The sequence below is a fragment of the Staphylococcus roterodami genome (assembly GCA_022493055.1).
GTDB lineage: Bacteria > Bacillota > Bacilli > Staphylococcales > Staphylococcaceae > Staphylococcus > Staphylococcus singaporensis.
In genome coordinates, this window is the sequence record CP092781.1 from 282502 (window position 1) to 300120 (window position 17619).

The following is a 17619-nucleotide window of genomic DNA, read 5'->3' on the forward strand; positions in this document are numbered from 1 at the left end:
AAAATAGATGGTTAAAAATCATGACCCTAAAAATGAAATGCAAGATATGTTAACACCTTTAGATGCCGAAGAAGCAGCTAAAACAAAATTACGTTTAGATATGAGAGAGATTCCTAAGTCTTCAATTAAACCAGAACATTTTCATTTAATGTACTTATTAGAACAACATTCTCCATATTTTATAGATGCTGAACTAACTGAACTACGTGATAGTTTCCAAATACATTATGACATTAATGACAATCATACACCTTTTGATAATATTAAATCATTTACTAAAAATGAAAAATTACGTTACTTACTTAATATCAAAAATTTAGAAGAAGTAAATCGTACACGCTATACATTTGTGTTGGCACCAGATGAATTATTTTTCACAAGAGATGGATTGCCGATTGCAAAAACGAGAGGGTTACAAAATGTTGTTGATCCCTTGCCGATTTCAGAAGCTGAATTTTTAACAAGATATAAAGCACTGGTTATATGTGCATTCAATGAGAAACAATCATTTGACGCATTAGTTGAAGGAAACTTAGAACTACATAAAGGAACACCATTTGAAACTAAAGTTATTGAAGCGGCAACGTTAGACTTATTAACGTCGTTTTTAGATGAACAATATCAAAAACAAGAACAAGATTATAGTGAAAATTATGCATATGTTCGTAAAGTAGGGCATACCGTTTTTAAATGGGTTGCTATCGGTATGACAACATTAAGTGTGTTATTAATTGCATTTTTAGCCTTTTTATATTTTTCAGTAATGAAGCATAATGAGCGCATTGAAAAAGGATACCAAGCATTTGTGAAGGAAGATTATACGCAAGTACTAAATACGTATGATGATTTAGATGGTAAAAAATTAGATAAAGAAGCGCTTTACATTTATGCCAAAAGCTATATCCAAACAAACAAACAAGGTTTAGAAAAAGATAAGAAAGAAAACTTGCTTAATAACGTGACACCAAATTCAAACAAAGATTACTTATTATATTGGATGGAATTAGGACAAGGACATCTTGATGAAGCGATTGACATTGCAACATATTTAGATGATAACGATATTACGAAATTAGCGTTAATAAATAAATTGAACGAGATTAAAAATAACGGTGATTTATCGAATGATAAACGTTCTGAAGAAACGAAAAAGTATAACGATAAATTGCAAGATATTTTAGATAAAGAAAAGCAAGTTAAAGATGAAAAAGCAAAATCTGAAGAAGAGAAAGCAAAAGCGAAAGATGAGAAATTAAAGCAACAAGAAGAGAACGAAAAGAAACAAAAAGAACAAGCACAAAAAGATAAAGAAAAACGTCAAGAAGCTGAAAGAAAAAAATAGTATAGGACTGAGGCAAAGACAATGCATAAATTGATTATAAAATATAACAAACAATTGAAGATGCTCAATTTGCGAGATGGTAAGACATATACTATTAGCGAAGACGAGCGTGCAGATATTACATTGAAATCGTTAGGCGAAGTCATTCATTTAGAACAAAATAATCAAGGTACTTGGCAAGCGAATCATACTTCCATTAATAAGGTGCATGTTATAAAAGGTGATCTTGATGCCATTACATTACAGCTTTATACAGAAGCTGATTATGCATCATTTGCGTATCCTTCGATTCAAGATACGATGACGATTGGATCAAATGCATATGATGACATGGTCATTCAAAGTTTAATGAATGCCATCATTATTAAAGATTTTCAATCGATACAAGAAACTCAATATGTGCGCATCGTGCACGATAAAAATACAGATGTGTATATCAACTATGAACTACAAGAGCAATTAACGAACAAAGCTTACATTGGTGATCATATTTATGTTGAAGGGATATGGCTTGAAGTACAAGCTGATGGTTTAAATGTATTGAGTCAGAATACAGTGGCATCGTCATTAATTCGCTTAACACAAGAGATGCCACACGCACAGGCAGATGATTACAATACGTACCATCGTTCGCCAAGAATCATTCATCGTGAACCGACCGATGATATTAAGATTGAAAGACCGCCACAGCCAATACAGAAAAATAATACAGTGATATGGCGTTCCATTATACCGCCATTAGTAATGATTGCTTTAACTGTTGTCATCTTTTTAGTGAGACCAATTGGTATTTATATTTTAATGATGATTGGTATGAGTACAGTAACGATAGTATTTGGTATTACAACGTATTTCTCTGAAAAGAAAAAGTATAACAAAGATGTTGAAAAACGAGAGAAAGATTACAAAGATTATTTGGATAATAAATCTAAAGAAATTAATAAAGCGATTAAAGCACAACGTTTTAGTTTGAATTACCATTATCCAACGGTTGCTGAAATTAAAGATATCGTTGAAACGAAAGCACCAAGAATATATGAAAAAACATCGCATCATCACGATTTCTTACATTATAAGTTAGGTATTGCGAATGTAGAAAAGTCATTCAAATTAGATTACCAAGAAGAAGAATTTAACCAACGTCGTGATGAATTATTCGACGATGCTAAGGAATTGTATGAATTTTACACAGATGTAGAACAAGCACCATTAATCAATGATTTAAATCATGGACCGATTGCATATATTGGTGCACGACATCTTATTTTAGAAGAATTGGAGAAAATGCTAATCCAATTATCAACATTCCATAGTTATCATGATTTAGAGTTTCTATTTGTGACACGTGAAGATGAAGTTGAAACATTGAAATGGGCACGTTGGTTGCCACATATGACATTGAGAGGTCAAAACATTAGAGGGTTTGTTTACAATCAACGAACACGTGACCAAATTTTAACGTCAATTTACAGCATGATTAAAGAACGTATCCAAGCTGTGCGTGAACGCAGTAAAAGTAATGAGCAAATTATTTTTACACCGCAATTAGTGTTTGTCATTACAGATATGTCATTAATTATTGATCATGTCATTTTAGAATATGTAAACCAAGATTTATCAGAATATGGTATTTCATTAATCTTTGTTGAAGATGTGATTGAAAGTTTGCCAGAGCATGTAGATACCATTATTGATATCAAGTCTCGTACTGAAGGCGAACTGATTACGAAAGAAAAAGAATTAGTTCAATTGAAATTTACACCTGAAAATATTGATAACGTCGATAAAGAATATATCGCGCGACGTTTGGCGAATTTGATACACGTTGAACATTTGAAAAATGCAATTCCTGATAGTATTACATTTTTAGAGATGTATAACGTGAAAGAAGTAGATCAGCTTGATGTGGTTAATCGATGGAGACAAAACGAAACATACAAAACGATGGCAGTACCTTTGGGTGTAAGAGGTAAAGATGACATTTTATCATTGAACTTACATGAAAAAGCACACGGACCACATGGTTTAGTTGCTGGTACCACTGGTTCAGGGAAATCTGAGATTATCCAATCATACATTTTATCTTTAGCTATTAATTTTCACCCACATGAAGTTGCGTTCCTATTGATTGACTATAAAGGTGGGGGTATGGCGAACTTATTTAAAGATTTAGTCCATTTAGTTGGTACGATTACAAACTTAGATGGTGATGAAGCGATGCGTGCTTTAACATCAATCAAAGCCGAATTGAGAAAACGTCAACGTTTATTCGGAGAGCATGATGTTAACCATATTAATCAATACCATAAGTTATTTAAAGAAGGTATTGCGACAGAACCAATGCCACATTTATTCATTATTTCCGATGAGTTTGCCGAATTAAAATCAGAACAACCTGATTTTATGAAAGAACTTGTATCAACGGCACGTATTGGACGTTCGTTAGGTATTCATTTAATACTTGCGACACAAAAACCATCGGGTGTTGTTGATGACCAAATTTGGTCTAACTCTAAATTTAAATTGGCATTAAAAGTACAAGATAGACAAGACAGTAATGAAATTTTAAAAACACCAGATGCAGCAGACATTACATTACCAGGTCGTGCGTATTTACAAGTTGGTAATAATGAAATTTATGAATTGTTCCAATCTGCATGGAGTGGAGCAACATATGACATCGAAGGCGATAAATTAGAAGTTGAAGATAAGACAATTTACATGATTAATGACTATGGTCAACTTCAAGCAATCAACAAAGACTTGAGTGGACTTGAAGATGAAGAAACGAAAGAAAATCAAACTGAGTTAGAAGCGGTTATAGATCATATCGAATCTATTACAACACGATTAGAAATTGAAGAAGTTAAGCGTCCATGGCTACCACCATTGCCAGAAAATGTATATCAAGAAGATTTAGTAGAAACAGATTTTAGAAAATTATGGTCAGATGATGCAAAAGAAGTGGAATTAACATTAGGACTTAAAGACGTACCAGAAGAACAATATCAAGGGCCGATGGTATTACAATTGAAAAAAGCTGGTCACATCGCGTTAATCGGAAGTCCAGGATATGGTAGAACAACGTTCTTACACAACATTATTTTCGATGTTGCAAGACACCATCGTCCTGATCAAGCACACATGTACTTGTTCGATTTCGGTACTAATGGTTTGATGCCAGTCACAGACATACCACATGTCGCTGATTATTTCACAGTAGATCAAGAAGACAAGATTGCGAAGGCGATACGTATATTCAATGATGAAATCGATCGCCGTAAGAAGATTTTAAGTCAGTATCGTGTCACTAGCATTTCTGAATATCGAAAATTAACTGGTGAAACAATTCCGCATGTCTTTATTCTTATTGATAACTTTGACGCAGTAAAAGATTCACCTTTCCAAGAAGTTTTTGAAAATATGATGATTAAAATGACACGTGAAGGGCTAGCATTAGACATGCAAGTAACCTTAACTGCCTCAAGAGCTAACGCTATGAAAACACCAATGTACATTAATATGAAAACGCGTATCGCCATGTTTTTATATGATAAATCAGAGGTGTCGAACGTAGTAGGACAGCAAAAATTTGCGGTTAAAGATGTAGTGGGTCGAGCATTATTAAGTAGCGATGACAACGTATCATTCCATATTGGCCAACCATTTAAACATGATGAGACCAAATCATATAATGATCAAATTAATGATGAAGTATCGGCGATGACAGAATTTTATAAAGGTGAAACACCAAGTGATATTCCTATGATGCCAGATGAAATTAAATATGAAGATTACAGAGAATCATTAAGCTTACCGGATATAGTTGCAAATGGTGCTTTACCAATTGGATTAGATTATGAAGGTGTTACACTACAAAAAATTAAATTAACTGAACCAGCAATGATTTCATCAGAAAATCCGAGAGAAATTGCGCATATTGCCGAAATTATGATGAAAGAGATTGACATATTAAATGAAAAATATGCGATTTGTATCGCAGACTCAAGTGGAGAGTTTAAAGCTTATAGGCATCAAGTGGCTAACTTTGCCGAAGAAAGAGAAGACATTAAAGCGATTCATCAACTAATGATTGAAGACTTAAAACAAAGAGAAATGGACGGTCCGTTTGAAAAAGATTCACTTTACATTATCAATGATTTTAAAACATTTATTGATTGCACGTATATTCCGGAAGATGATGTTAAAAAACTTATTACAAAAGGACCAGAACTTGGCTTGAACATTTTATTTGTCGGCATTCATAAAGAATTAATAGATGCTTATGATAAACAGATTGATGTTGCACGTAAAATGATTAACCAATTTAGTATAGGTATTCGTATTTCAGACCAACAATTCTTTAAATTTAGATTTATTCAACGAGAACCAGTTATTAAAGAAAATGAAGCATATATGGTCGCAAACCAAGCTTATCAAAAGATTAGATGGTTTAAATAGCAATGAATTAAATAGGAGGGAGGTATGTTATGAATTTTAATGATATTGAAACAATGGTTAAGTCGAAATTTAAAGATATTAAAAAGCATGCAGAAGAGATTGCGCATGAAATTGAAGTTCGTTCTGGATATTTAAGAAAAGCTGAACAATATAAGCGATTAGAATTTAATTTGAGTTTTGCACTAGATGATATTGAAAGCACAGCAAAGGACGTACAAACTGCAAAATCTAGTGCTAATAAGGACAGTGTAACTGTTAAGGGAAAGGCGCCCAATACGTTATATATTGAAAAAAGAAATTTGATGAAACAAAAGCTTGAAATGTTGGGTGAAGATATCGATAAAAATAAAGAATCCCTCCAAAAAGCTAAGGAAATTGCTGGCGAAAAGGCAAGTGAATATTTTAATAAAGCAATGAATTAATATTGAGGTGAAGATATGGGTGGATATAAAGGTATTAAAGCAGATGGTGGCAAGGTTGATCAAGCAAAACAATTAGCGGCAAAAACAGCTAAAGATATTGAAGAATGTCAAAAGCAAACGCAACAGCTCGCTGAGTATATCGAAGGTAGTGATTGGGAAGGACAGTTCGCCAATAAGGTGAAAGATGTGTTACTTATTATGGCAAAGTTTCAAGAAGAATTAGTACAACCGATGGCTGACCATCAAAAAGCAATTGATAACTTAAGTCAAAATCTAGCGAAATACGATACATTATCAATTAAGCAAGGGCTTGATAGGGTGAACCCATGATGAAAGATGTTAAGCGAATAGATTATTTTTCTTACGAAGAATTAACAATTTTAGGTGGTAGTAAATTACCTCTCGTAAATTTTGAATTGTTTGATCCATCAAATTTTGAAGAAGCTAAAGCTGCTTTAATTGAAAAGGAATTAGTAACAGAGAATGACAAGTTAACTGATGCAGGTTTTAAAGTGGCTACATTAGTCAGAGAGTATATTAGCGCAATTGTAAATATTCGAATTAATGATATGTATTTTGCACCATTTAGCTATGAAAAAGATGAATATATTTTGTTAAGCCGGTTTAAAAATAATGGATTTCAAATACGAATTATAAATAAAGACATTGCATGGTGGTCGATTGTACAATCATATCCTTTATTGATGAGACAAGAAAAGTCTAATGATTGGGACTTTAAACAAATTGACGATGAAACATTGGAGAACTTAAATAATGAAAGTATCGATACGATTGGGCGTGTTTTAGAAATTGAAATATACAATCATCAAGGTGACCCTCAACAAAGTTTATATAACATTTATGAACAAAATGATTTGCTACTCATTCGATACCCATTAAAAGATAAAGTGCTGAATGTTCATATTGGTGTCATTAATACATTTATACGAGAATTATTTGGATTCGATACTGATGAAAATCATATTAATAAAGCAGAGGAGTAATGACGTTGAGTGGGAAAATTAGTGTTAAAGCTGAAACGATTGCACATGTTGTAAAAGAATTAGAAAGCATTAGTCAAAAGTATGATGAAATAGCTCAAAACTTTGGGAAAATAGCGCAATTAAATTACTACAGTAGTGAAAAAGCTGCACATTCTATGGAAAATGGCTATAGTAGTGCTGCAACAGTCATTAGTGGTCTCAAAGGTCCATTGAGTACACTCGGTGGTGGCGTCATGAATTCAGCACAAAAGTTCTTTGAAGCAGATGAACATTGGGGTACGGAATTTGCCAAGCTTTACTATAATATTGAAGGATAGGTGCATGACATGACAAAAGATATTGAATATCTAACAGCTGATTATGATAATGAAAAGTCATCTATCCAAAGTGTAATAGATGCAATAGAGGGTCAAGACTTCTTAGATGTAGATACAACAATGGATGATGCGGTAAGCGATGTCAGTTCTTTAGACGAAGATGGCGCAATATCATTAACAAGTAGTGTAGTAGGTCCACAAGGATCTAAGTTAATGGGGTATTATCAAAATGAATTATATGATTATGCATCTCAATTAGATTCGAAAATGAAAGAAATTATTGACACGCCATTTATAGAAGATATAGATAAAGCATTCAAAGGTATAACGAATGTTAAATTGGAAAATATACTAATTAAAAATGGTGGTGGACATGGTAGAGATACCTATGGGGCTTCTGGGAAAATTGCAAAGGGAGATGCCAAGAAAAGTGACAGCGATGTTTATAGCATCGATGAAATATTAAAATCGGATCAAGAATTTGTAAAAGTAATTGATCAGCATTACAAAGAAATGAAAAAAGAAGATAAGAAATTATCTAAAAGTGATTTCGAAAAAATGATGACTCAGGGCGCTTCTTGTGATTACATGACAGTAGCTGAAGCGGAAGAGCTAGAGGAGCAAAAGAAAAAAGAAGAAGCTATAGAGATTGCAGCACTAGCTGGTATGGTAGTTTTATCTTGTATTAATCCTGTTGCTGGAGCAGTAGCTATTGGTGCTTATTCCGCTTATTCAGCAGCAAATGCAGCCACAGGAAAAAATATTGTAACTGGAAGAAAGCTATCTAAAGAAGAACGAATCATGGAAGGACTTTCGCTTATTCCATTGCCAGGTATGGGCTTCCTCAAAGGTGCTGGGAAAAGTTTAATGAAATTAGGCTTCAAAGGCGGAGAAAAATTTGCAGTTAAAACAGGATTGCAAAAGACAATGCAACAAGCAGTTAGTCGTATTTCACCTAAAATGGGAATGATGAAAAACAGTGTGTTGAATCAATCTCGTAACTTTGCTCAAAATACTCATGTTGGACAAATGCTGAGTAACATGCGTGGTCAAGTAACTCAAACTGTTCAACAAAGTAGAAATTGGATTGGACAACAAGCACAAAATGTCAAACGAATAGTGAATAATGGACTTGATAAAGAAATAGCACATCCATTTAAACAACAACTTGCACCAGCGGGAATGGGTGGTATAAAATTTGCTGAAACAACTACTTTGAGAAACATGGGTCAAAACATGAAACGTGCTGTTACACCACAAAATCACGTGACACATGGCCCAAAAGATAGTATGGTGAGAAGTGAAGGTAAACATAGTGTAAGTAGCTATGAAATTAATTCATCAAAATATGTTGAATCACCAAACTACACGAAGGTTGAATTCGGAAAACAATATGCAAGACTTAGACCTAAGAAACTAAAGGCGAATATTGAATATACAACGCCTAATGGTCACATATATCGGACTGATCATAAAGGGCGCATAAAAGAAGTTTATGTAGACAATCTCTCTCTAAAAGATGGCGGTCGTAATAACCATGCACAAAGAACCGTGGGTGGAGAGGATAGATTACCAGACGATGATGGAGGCCATTTAATCGCTAGAATGTTTGGTGGGTCAAAAGATATAGATAACCTTGTAGCACAAAGTAAATATATCAACCGTCCATTTAAGGAAAATGGTGATTGGTACCAGTTGGAAAAAGAGTGGAAAGATGCACTAAAGTCGGGAGATGAAGTGAAAAATATTAAAATGGAAGTGAAATACAGCGGTAATAGTCAACGGCCAACTATATTTAAGGTTGGATATGAGATTAATAATGAACGAAAAGTTAAAACAATAGAAAATATATAGAGGTGTTAGTATGGGGTTTGAAGCTAAGTTAAGTGAAATATACAACAAGATTGCGAATGAGATAGATGGCATGATACCAGTAGAGTGGGAAAAGGTATATACGATAGCCTATGTAAATGATAGAGGAGGGGAGGTCGTTTTTAATTATACTAAACCAGGTAGCGATGAATTGAATTATTACACGAATATATCTAAAGATTATAATGTTTCAGAGGAAATATTTGATGATTTATGGATGAATCTGTATTACTTGTTTAAGAATTTAAGGAATTTATTTAAAGAAGAAGGTCTTGAACCATGGACATCATGTGAATTTGACTTTACAAGAGATGGTAAATTAAACGTATCTTTTGATTATATTGATTGGGCGAATTCAGAGTTTGGACAAATGGGAAGAGAACATTATTATATGTATAAAAAATTTGGAATTTGGCCTGAAAAAGAATATGCCATAAATTGGGTTAAAGAAATCGAACAGTATGTTAAAGAACAGGAAGAAGCGGAAGATAGATAATCTTGATGTAAGACTAAACAATAAAGCTTTGTTTAGTCTTTTTAGCGTTTAAGTAAAAAGCAATAGATACCGTAAAGTTGATGCTCATCAAATAATAATATAAAGATAATTTTAGGTTTTTAAACTTTTAATCGAAAAGAATCTAAGTTTATAGCTTTAAATACGTAATATGCTATTTAAAAAATAATGTATAGGAGATAGATATGACTACTAAGGAAAATATAGATATTCTTCGAAAGCCAGGTGCACAAGCCTTAAGTTTAATATCATTGTTTTTGATACTTTTTTCATGTCTAACTTTCTTTTTTGGTTTAGATTATGAAAGGTTTCCAAACTATTTAAAGATAACGACAATTATAGAATTAATAATTATTGTAATTAGTTTACTTCAATGGATTAGGTTTATAGATTTCGAAAAAGAAAGTGCACGGAAATTTAAAAAAATATATGCTCGATTTTTAGTTATTATAAATGTGTTAACTACTATCACTGTAGTATTTGCACTGTGTAACCTTTATTATTTTGCAGCTGTACAAAACCATTATGATTTATTCAATTATTGGTTAATGGGTACGATTTCAATCATAATTAGCTATTTATTATTAGTAATTGGCGGAATGTTTACGTTGTTAAAATTACCTAAAGTAACAAAACGCTGGGGTGGTAAAACTAAAACCCATTTTGGTTTATTATTAACTGCGTTGAGCTCATTTATATATGTTGAAAAAATTATCGAATATATATTGGTTCCTAATGTCGTAGAATCCAAGTTTATAATTATTGTAAGCATGTTGGTTATCGCTGGAGCACAGTTTGTGGCATTTCAATTTATTATGCAATACAGTAGATTCTATATTTTTGAATTAAACACTGAAGATGATGACTAAATGAATTTGTAAATATTGTGAAGTATACTTATATAAGAAAATCAACTTCAACGTATATCACCATATTATTTTATACTCAATGATGTGAATGGATTTAAGTGGATTGATATTAAAGTAAAAGTTATGGAATATTGAGGTGCGAATATGGAGTTCTTATTATTAATTGTCGTAGCCGGACTGTATTATATTATATATTTAACTGCTGTGATGTATTCTGAAAAAATAGTAGTATTGCCTATAATCATCTATGCCATTGTGTTTGTAGTAATTGGTATCACTTATATTTTTATAGGTGACAGCTATGATCAGTTAACAAATTTCAATGTGATTTTGTATATGGGGAGTTTGTTTTATGCATGGATGGCTTTTAGAAATCTTTGGAACAGACCATTATTATTAAAATATAAGAATATTACAGATAGTTCAAGTGGAATAGTTAATAAATCTGAATACAATTCAGTTGAAAGCTTACGTATAAACATTGAAATAGCTAAGTATAAAGGGATTATTTCTTTGATAGTAGCTATAGTACTAACGGTGTTAATGACATTAAAGTCAACACCTCAAATTACTGCGGAAACACGTGATTTAAGTATCTCATTTTTCATACTCAGCTTATTTATCATTATTATATTTGCAGTTTGGGATTTAATTATTAGAGTTAGAAAAGGAGCGTTTGCTTTTGTTGTAATAAGGCCAATATTATTCAGTTGTTGGTTATTTATTTTGAATATGATTTTATCAAGATTATTATAATTATATTACATATAGGTATGCGTGAATTTTATTTGCGAAAGTTTTAAAAAATATATACTATTAATATGTTTCGTACTATAATTGTAAATAGTTAAATGAATTTCAATTATTGTAACAATAGTTTCAGTTATTTTAGTTTCATTAGTGTATTTAGGTTTAAAATAAGTAATATTAATTTATAGAAGCATTAAGCGACGTAGAGGTGTTGTTTAATGCTTTTTATTTAACGGTAATGAAAATATAGGGGTGATAACATGACTTTCGAAGAAAAATTAAATGAAATGTATAACGAGATTGCGAATAAGATTAGCAGCATGATACCAGTAGAATGGGAAAAGGTATATGCAATGGCATATATAGATGATGGAGGAGGAGAAGTATTCTTTAATTATACTAAACCAAACAGCGATGAATTGAATTATTACACCGATATACCTAAGGAGTATAACATTTCTGTGCAAGTATTTGATGATTTATGGATGGATTTATATGATTTGTTTGAGGAATTAAGAAATTTATTTAAAGAAGAAGGACTAGAACCATGGACATCATGCGAATTTGACTTTACAAGAGAAGGTAAATTAAAAGTTTCATTTGATTATATAGATTGGATAAATTCAGAATTTGGTCAAGTAGGTCGACAAAATTACTATAAGTATAGAAAATTTGGAATTTTACCAGAAACGGAATATGAAATTAATAAAGTTAAAGAAATCGAGCAATATATTAAAGAGCAAGAAGAAGCTGAAATATAGGGGAGATAACATGAATTTCGAAGAAAAACTAAGTCAAAAGTACAACGAGATTGCGAATAAAATTAGCAGCATGATACCGGTAGAGTGGGAAAAAGTATATGCAATGGCATATATCGATGAAGAATGTGGAGAAGTGTTTTACAATTATACTGAACCAAGAAGTGATGAATTATTTTACTATACAAGTGTGATAAAGAAGTATAATTTATTGAAATCAAGCTTTATGGATTCAGTATATGAGTTGCATGATCAATTTGAGGAACTAAGAGAAGTATTTATAGAAGAAGGTCTTGAACCATGGACATCATGTGAATTTGATTTTACAAGCGAAGGTAAATTAAAAGTTTCATTTGATTATATTGATTGGATAAATACAGAGTTTGATCAATTAGGCCGTGAAAATTATTATATGTACAAAAAATTTGGTGTTTTACCAGAAACGGAATATGAAATGGAGGAGGTTAAACAAATCGAGCAATATATTAAAGAGCAAGAAGAAGAATAGACAATCTTAATGTGAGACTAAACAATAAAGCTTTGTTTAGTCTTTTTGGCGGTTAAGTAAAAAACAATATAGACCGTAAAGTTGATACTCATTAAATAATATAAAGATAATTTTAAGTTTTCATACTTTTGATTGAAAAGAATCTAAGTACTTATAACTTTAAATACATAATATGCTATTACAAAATCAATGTATAGGAGATAGGTAAATATGACTACTAAGGAAAATATAGACATTCTTCGAAAGCCAGGTGCACAAGCCTTAAGTTTAGCATCATTATTTATGATACTTTTTTCATGTCTGACTTTCTTTTTTGGTTTAGATTATGAAAGGTTTCCAAATTATTTAAAGATAACGACAATTATAGAATTAATAATTATCATAATTAGTTTACTTCAATGGATTAGATTTATAGATTTCGAAAAGGAAAGCGCACAGAAATATAAGAAAATATATGCCCGATTTTTAGTTATTATAAATGTGCTAACTACTATCACCGCAGTATTTGCAACATGTAACCTTTATTATTTTGTTGCTGTACAAAATCATTATGACCTATTCAATTATTGGTTGATGGGTACGATTTCAATCATAATTAGTTATTTGTTATTAGTAATTGGCGGAATGTTCACGTTATTAAAATTACCTAAAGTAACAAAACGTTGGGGTGGTAAAACTAAAACACATTTTGGTTTATTATTAACCGCTTTGAGCGCATTTATATATATTGAAAGAATTATCGAATATATATTGGTTCCTAATGTCGTAGAATCCAAGTTTGTCATAATGGTAAGTATCATTATTATTGCTTGTACACAATTTGTAGCTTTTCAATTTATTATGCAATACAGTAGATTCTATATTTTTGAATTAAACAAAGAAGATGATGACTAAATAATTTTATAAATTACTGTTGGAGTATACGTATATAAAAAATCAACTTCAACACATTATTTTTTACTCAATGATGTGAAAGAATTTGAGTGGATTGATATTAATGGGATTTGATTATTAGAATTAGAAAAGGAACGTTTGCTTTTGTTGTAATAAATCTAATATTTTTCAGTTGTTGGTTATTTATTCTGAATATGATTTTATCAAGATTATTATAATTGTATTACATATAGGTGTTGGTAAATCTTTATTTACGAAATGGTAAAAAAGTATATACTATTAATATATTTTTTACTATAATTATAAATAGTTAAATAAATTGAAAGACAAAATAATGAGTAGGAGTTTTAGGGTTATTATTTACAAATAATATAATACTAAAAAAGACTCGAAATTATTTGGAATTCCAGTTATCGTAACAATAGTTGCAGTTATTTTAGTTCCATTAGTGAATTTAGGTATGAAATGAGTAATATTAATTTGAAGAAGCATTAAGCGACGTAGAGGTGTTGTTTAGTGCTTTTTATTTAACGGAAATGCAACCAATATCTATTTTGAAAATATAGGGGAGATAACATGACTTTCGAAGAAAAACTAAGTCAAATGTACAATGAGATTGCGAATAAGATTAGCAGCATGATACCGGTAGAATGGGAAAAGGTATATACAATTGCTTATGTAGATGATGAAGGTGGAGAAGTCGTTTTTAATTATACTAAACCAGGTAGTGATGAATTGAATTATTACACATATATCCCTAGAGAGTATAATGTCTCTGAAAAAGTATTTTATGATTTGTGGACGGATTTATATAGATTGTTTAAGAAGTTAAGAAATTCATTTAAAGAAGAAGGACTTGAACCATGGACATCATGTGAATTTGACTTTACAAGAGACGGCAAATTGAATGTTTCATTTGATTATATTGATTGGGCGAATTCAGAGTTTGGACCAATGGGAAGAGAAGATTATTACATGTATAAAAAGTTTGGAATTTGGCCTGAAAAAGAATATGCAATAAATAGGGTTAAAAAAATAGAAGATTATATTAAAGAACAAGAAGAAACTGAACTATAGGGGAGATAATATGACTTTCGAAGAAAAACTAAGTCAAATGTATAACGAGATTGCGAATGAGATTAGTGGGATGATACCAGTAGAATGGGAGCAAGTATTTACAATAGCTTATGTAACTGATCAAGCTGGAGAAGTTATTTTTAATTATACTAAACCAGGTAGTGATGAATTAAATTATTATTCAGACATACCTAAAGATTGCAATGTCTCAAAAGATATTTTTAAGAATTCATGGTTTAAAGTTTATCGAATGTTTGATGAGTTAAGAGAAACTTTTAAAGAAGAAGGGCTTGAACCATGGACTTCATGCGAATTTGACTTTACAAGAGATGGCAAATTGAATGTATCTTTTGATTATATTGATTGGGTGAATTCAGAATTTGGTCCAATGGGAAGAGAACATTATTATATGTATAAAAAATTTGGAATTTGGCCTGAAAAAGAATATGCCATAAATTGGGTTAAAAAAATAAAAGATTATGTTAAAGAGCAAGATGAAGCTGAACTATAGGGGAGATAATATGACTTTCGAAGGAAAACTAAGTCAAATGTACAACGAGATTGCGAATGAGATTAGTGGGATGATACCAGTAGAGTGGGAAAAGGTATATACAATTGCTTATGTAGATGATGAAGGTGGAGAGGTCGTTTTTAATTATACTAAACCAAACAGCGATGACTTGAATTATTACACATATATCCCTAGAGAGTATAATGTCTCTGAAAAAGTATTTTATGATTTGTGGACGGATTTATATAGATTGTTTAAGAAGTTAAGAAACGCATTTAAAGAAGAAGATTTAGAACCATGGACATCATGCGAATTTGACTTTACAAGAGAGGGTAATTTGAAAGTATCGTTTGATTATATAGATTGGATTAAATTAGGTTTTGGTCCATCAGGAAAGGAAAACTACTATATGTATAAAAAGTTTGGTGTTTTACCAGAAACGGAATATGAAATTAATAAAGTTAAAGAAATCGAGCAATATATTAAAGAACAAGAAGAAACTGAACTATAGGGGAGATAATATGACTTTCGAAGAAAAACTAAGTCAAATGTATAACGAGATTGCGAATGAGATTAGTGGGATGATACCAGTAGAATGGGAGCAAGTATTTACAATAGCCTATGTAACTGACCAAGCTGGAGAAGTCATTTTTAATTATACTAAGCCAGGAAGTAATGAATTAAATTATTATTCAGACATACCTAAAGATTGCAATGTATCAAAAGATATTTTTAAGAATTCATGGTTTAAAGTTTATCGAATGTTTGATGAGTTAAGAGAAACTTTTAAAAAAGAAGGGCTTGAACCATGGACATCATGCGAATTTGACTTTACAAGAGATGGCAAATTGAATGTATCATTTGATTATATAGATTGGATAAATACAGAGTTTGATCAATTGGGCCGTGAAAATTATTATATGTACAAAAAGTTTGGTGTTTTACCAGAAATGGAATATGAAATGGAAGAAATTAAAGAAATCGAGCAATATATTAAAAGCCAAGAAAGTTAATTATAGGAAAGAGGTTAACTAATTAAAGGAGCAGTAATGGAAAAAATAAAGAAAATAAACAAAAGATTTTTATCATTTGAAGTTATTCCATTTGCAATGATGATTTTGCTAGCATTTCCACCAATTATTGCAAGTCTAATTAATAATCGTTTGCAGTATGGTAGAGATCTCTACGATAGAGTAAGCTTTTACTGCTATATTTCAATTATGGTTGCATATGCAATTACCATTTTGTTAGAAATTATTTTTTACTTTATTTTATTGAAAAACTATCAATATGATCAAAGTAATATTGAATTAGCTAATAGGGTGAAAGTTACAAAAGTACTGTCGATTCTGTATATCATTCCAGGATTATATGCGATTCCATTCTATTTTAGATTTTTACATATTCGCTCATTTAGAGAAAATAAAAAATCCGGACAGCCGGCCTATCACTTTTGGGAATTTTTTATAAAACCTAATCGCAAACCGATAGAGTTGAAAGACTTTTTTATTAAAAATAGATAATTAAGGAGTAACCAATGAAAAGATTATGCATAGGATTGTTAATTATAATGATGAGTATAATAAATTATGGTTGTGGTAATGAGCAAAATGAAAATAAATATCAAAGTCAAATTAATAAAGTAATGAAAATTCAACAAGAAACTCATAAAGAGATGGTTAAAAAGAGTAATGAAGTTAATCCTGAATTTAATAAGGATAAAGTAAATACTTATGTATTTAATGATGGCAAATTAATTATCATCAGCTATAAGTTATTTAAAGATAAAGATCAAATGTTTTACGCGACTTACGAGTTTAAAAACGACAAAATTTATTATAAGAGAGATATTAATCCTAAAACATACGTGAAAGAACACAAACCAGACTATAAAGATATTAAAGTAAAATAATTTAAAGGAGTAGGAAAATGGAAAAATTAATCAAAGTGATGTCTTTAATTGGAATTATTATTCAAAGTTTTTTAACATTGTTATTTTTAATATTTTTAATTTTATCAGCAACAGGAATTATACAGCCAGAATTGACCACAACTGTTAATGGTGAACAAACTATACAAAGTCCAGAAACTGCTCAAGCAACATTCGTGACAATATTTGCAATATTATTTGTTGTTTCTTTAGCTTCAGATTTATTAGGCATTATAGCTATGAAAAAGTTGTTTGTGAATAATAGAGCGAGTGGCATTTTGTATATTATTGGTGCAGTGATCAGTGCCAATTTATTAACATTTATTGCTTGGTTAATAAGTGGGATTTTTGTTTTAAGATATAACAAAATAGGAAAAGAAGTGTCATAGC

General features: G+C 30.9%; 20 protein-coding genes and 1 pseudogene. All 21 read left to right on the top strand.

Going from position 1 to position 17619, the window contains the following annotated elements:
* Window positions 1-7: 7 nt before the first annotated feature.
* The 21 genes and pseudogenes from essB to ML436_01290 all read left to right on the top strand — a co-directional run bounded on the left by essB (window position 8) and on the right by ML436_01290 (window position 17618).
* Window positions 8-1342 carry a type VII secretion protein EssB gene (essB, locus tag ML436_01190; GenBank protein ID UMT78402.1) on the top strand — a complete coding sequence of 445 codons (1335 nt, stop codon included), beginning with the start codon at window positions 8-10 and terminating at the stop codon, window positions 1340-1342.
* Window positions 1343-1363: 21 nt separating this feature from the next.
* Complete coding sequence (gene essC / locus ML436_01195; protein UMT78403.1) at window positions 1364-5803, top strand: type VII secretion protein EssC; 4440 nt, start codon at window positions 1364-1366, stop codon at window positions 5801-5803.
* Window positions 5804-5832: 29 nt separating this feature from the next.
* Window positions 5833-6225 (top strand): type VII secretion substrate EsaC, encoded by a 393-nt coding sequence (gene esaC / locus ML436_01200; GenBank protein ID UMT78404.1) that lies wholly within the window; start codon window positions 5833-5835, stop codon window positions 6223-6225.
* A 15-nt stretch (window positions 6226-6240) separates the two neighbouring features.
* On the top strand, window positions 6241-6555 hold the full coding sequence (gene esxB / locus ML436_01205; GenBank protein ID UMT78405.1) for a WXG100 family type VII secretion effector EsxB: 315 nt from the start codon (window positions 6241-6243) through the stop codon (window positions 6553-6555).
* A complete protein-coding gene (locus ML436_01210; GenBank protein ID UMT78406.1) occupies window positions 6555-7229 on the top strand; it encodes a DUF5081 family protein in 675 nt (224 codons plus the stop codon). Before esxB ends, ML436_01210 begins: the two co-directional genes overlap by 1 nt.
* The gene (locus tag ML436_01215; GenBank protein UMT78407.1) at window positions 7229-7546 is read left to right on the top strand and encodes a hypothetical protein; all 318 of its coding nucleotides are present in this window, start codon (window positions 7229-7231) and stop codon (window positions 7544-7546) included. Before ML436_01210 ends, ML436_01215 begins: the two co-directional genes overlap by 1 nt.
* A 9-nt stretch (window positions 7547-7555) precedes the next feature.
* The gene (locus ML436_01220; protein ID UMT78408.1) at window positions 7556-9400 is read left to right on the top strand and encodes a DNA/RNA non-specific endonuclease; all 1845 of its coding nucleotides are present in this window, start codon (window positions 7556-7558) and stop codon (window positions 9398-9400) included.
* Between the two features lie 10 nt (window positions 9401-9410).
* Entirely contained in the window at window positions 9411-9914 is a 504-nt protein-coding gene (locus ML436_01225) for a TIGR01741 family protein (GenBank protein UMT78409.1), read from the top strand.
* 203 nt (window positions 9915-10117) lie between these two features.
* The gene (locus ML436_01230; protein ID UMT78410.1) at window positions 10118-10801 is read left to right on the top strand and encodes a DUF5079 family protein; all 684 of its coding nucleotides are present in this window, start codon (window positions 10118-10120) and stop codon (window positions 10799-10801) included.
* A 144-nt stretch (window positions 10802-10945) separates the two neighbouring features.
* Window positions 10946-11557, top strand: coding sequence for a DUF5080 family protein (locus ML436_01235; GenBank protein ID UMT78411.1), 612 nt, complete (start codon window positions 10946-10948; stop codon window positions 11555-11557).
* Window positions 11558-11811: 254 nt separating this feature from the next.
* The gene (locus ML436_01240) at window positions 11812-12312 is read left to right on the top strand and encodes a TIGR01741 family protein (protein UMT78412.1); all 501 of its coding nucleotides are present in this window, start codon (window positions 11812-11814) and stop codon (window positions 12310-12312) included.
* Window positions 12313-12322: 10 nt separating this feature from the next.
* Window positions 12323-12817 carry a TIGR01741 family protein gene (locus ML436_01245; GenBank protein UMT78413.1) on the top strand — a complete coding sequence of 165 codons (495 nt, stop codon included), beginning with the start codon at window positions 12323-12325 and terminating at the stop codon, window positions 12815-12817.
* Window positions 12818-13027: 210 nt separating this feature from the next.
* Window positions 13028-13711 (top strand): DUF5079 family protein, encoded by a 684-nt coding sequence (locus ML436_01250; protein ID UMT78414.1) that lies wholly within the window; start codon window positions 13028-13030, stop codon window positions 13709-13711.
* A gap of 104 nt (window positions 13712-13815) precedes the next feature.
* Window positions 13816-13929 (top strand): annotated as a pseudogene (locus tag ML436_01255) (DUF5080 family protein).
* A 358-nt stretch (window positions 13930-14287) separates the two neighbouring features.
* Window positions 14288-14788, top strand: coding sequence for a TIGR01741 family protein (locus ML436_01260; GenBank protein ID UMT78415.1), 501 nt, complete (start codon window positions 14288-14290; stop codon window positions 14786-14788).
* A gap of 10 nt (window positions 14789-14798) precedes the next feature.
* Window positions 14799-15299 (top strand): TIGR01741 family protein, encoded by a 501-nt coding sequence (locus tag ML436_01265; protein ID UMT78416.1) that lies wholly within the window; start codon window positions 14799-14801, stop codon window positions 15297-15299.
* A 10-nt stretch (window positions 15300-15309) separates the two neighbouring features.
* Window positions 15310-15810 (top strand): TIGR01741 family protein, encoded by a 501-nt coding sequence (locus ML436_01270; GenBank protein ID UMT78417.1) that lies wholly within the window; start codon window positions 15310-15312, stop codon window positions 15808-15810.
* 10 nt (window positions 15811-15820) lie between these two features.
* Entirely contained in the window at window positions 15821-16312 is a 492-nt protein-coding gene (locus tag ML436_01275; GenBank protein UMT78418.1) for an antitoxin YezG family protein, read from the top strand.
* A gap of 36 nt (window positions 16313-16348) precedes the next feature.
* Window positions 16349-16822, top strand: coding sequence for a DUF5083 family protein (locus ML436_01280; GenBank protein ID UMT78419.1), 474 nt, complete (start codon window positions 16349-16351; stop codon window positions 16820-16822).
* A 14-nt stretch (window positions 16823-16836) separates the two neighbouring features.
* A complete protein-coding gene (locus ML436_01285; protein ID UMT78420.1) occupies window positions 16837-17211 on the top strand; it encodes a DUF4467 domain-containing protein in 375 nt (124 codons plus the stop codon).
* A 17-nt stretch (window positions 17212-17228) separates the two neighbouring features.
* Window positions 17229-17618 (top strand): DUF4064 domain-containing protein, encoded by a 390-nt coding sequence (locus ML436_01290; protein ID UMT78421.1) that lies wholly within the window; start codon window positions 17229-17231, stop codon window positions 17616-17618.
* The last annotated feature ends 1 nt before the right edge of the window (window position 17619 follow it).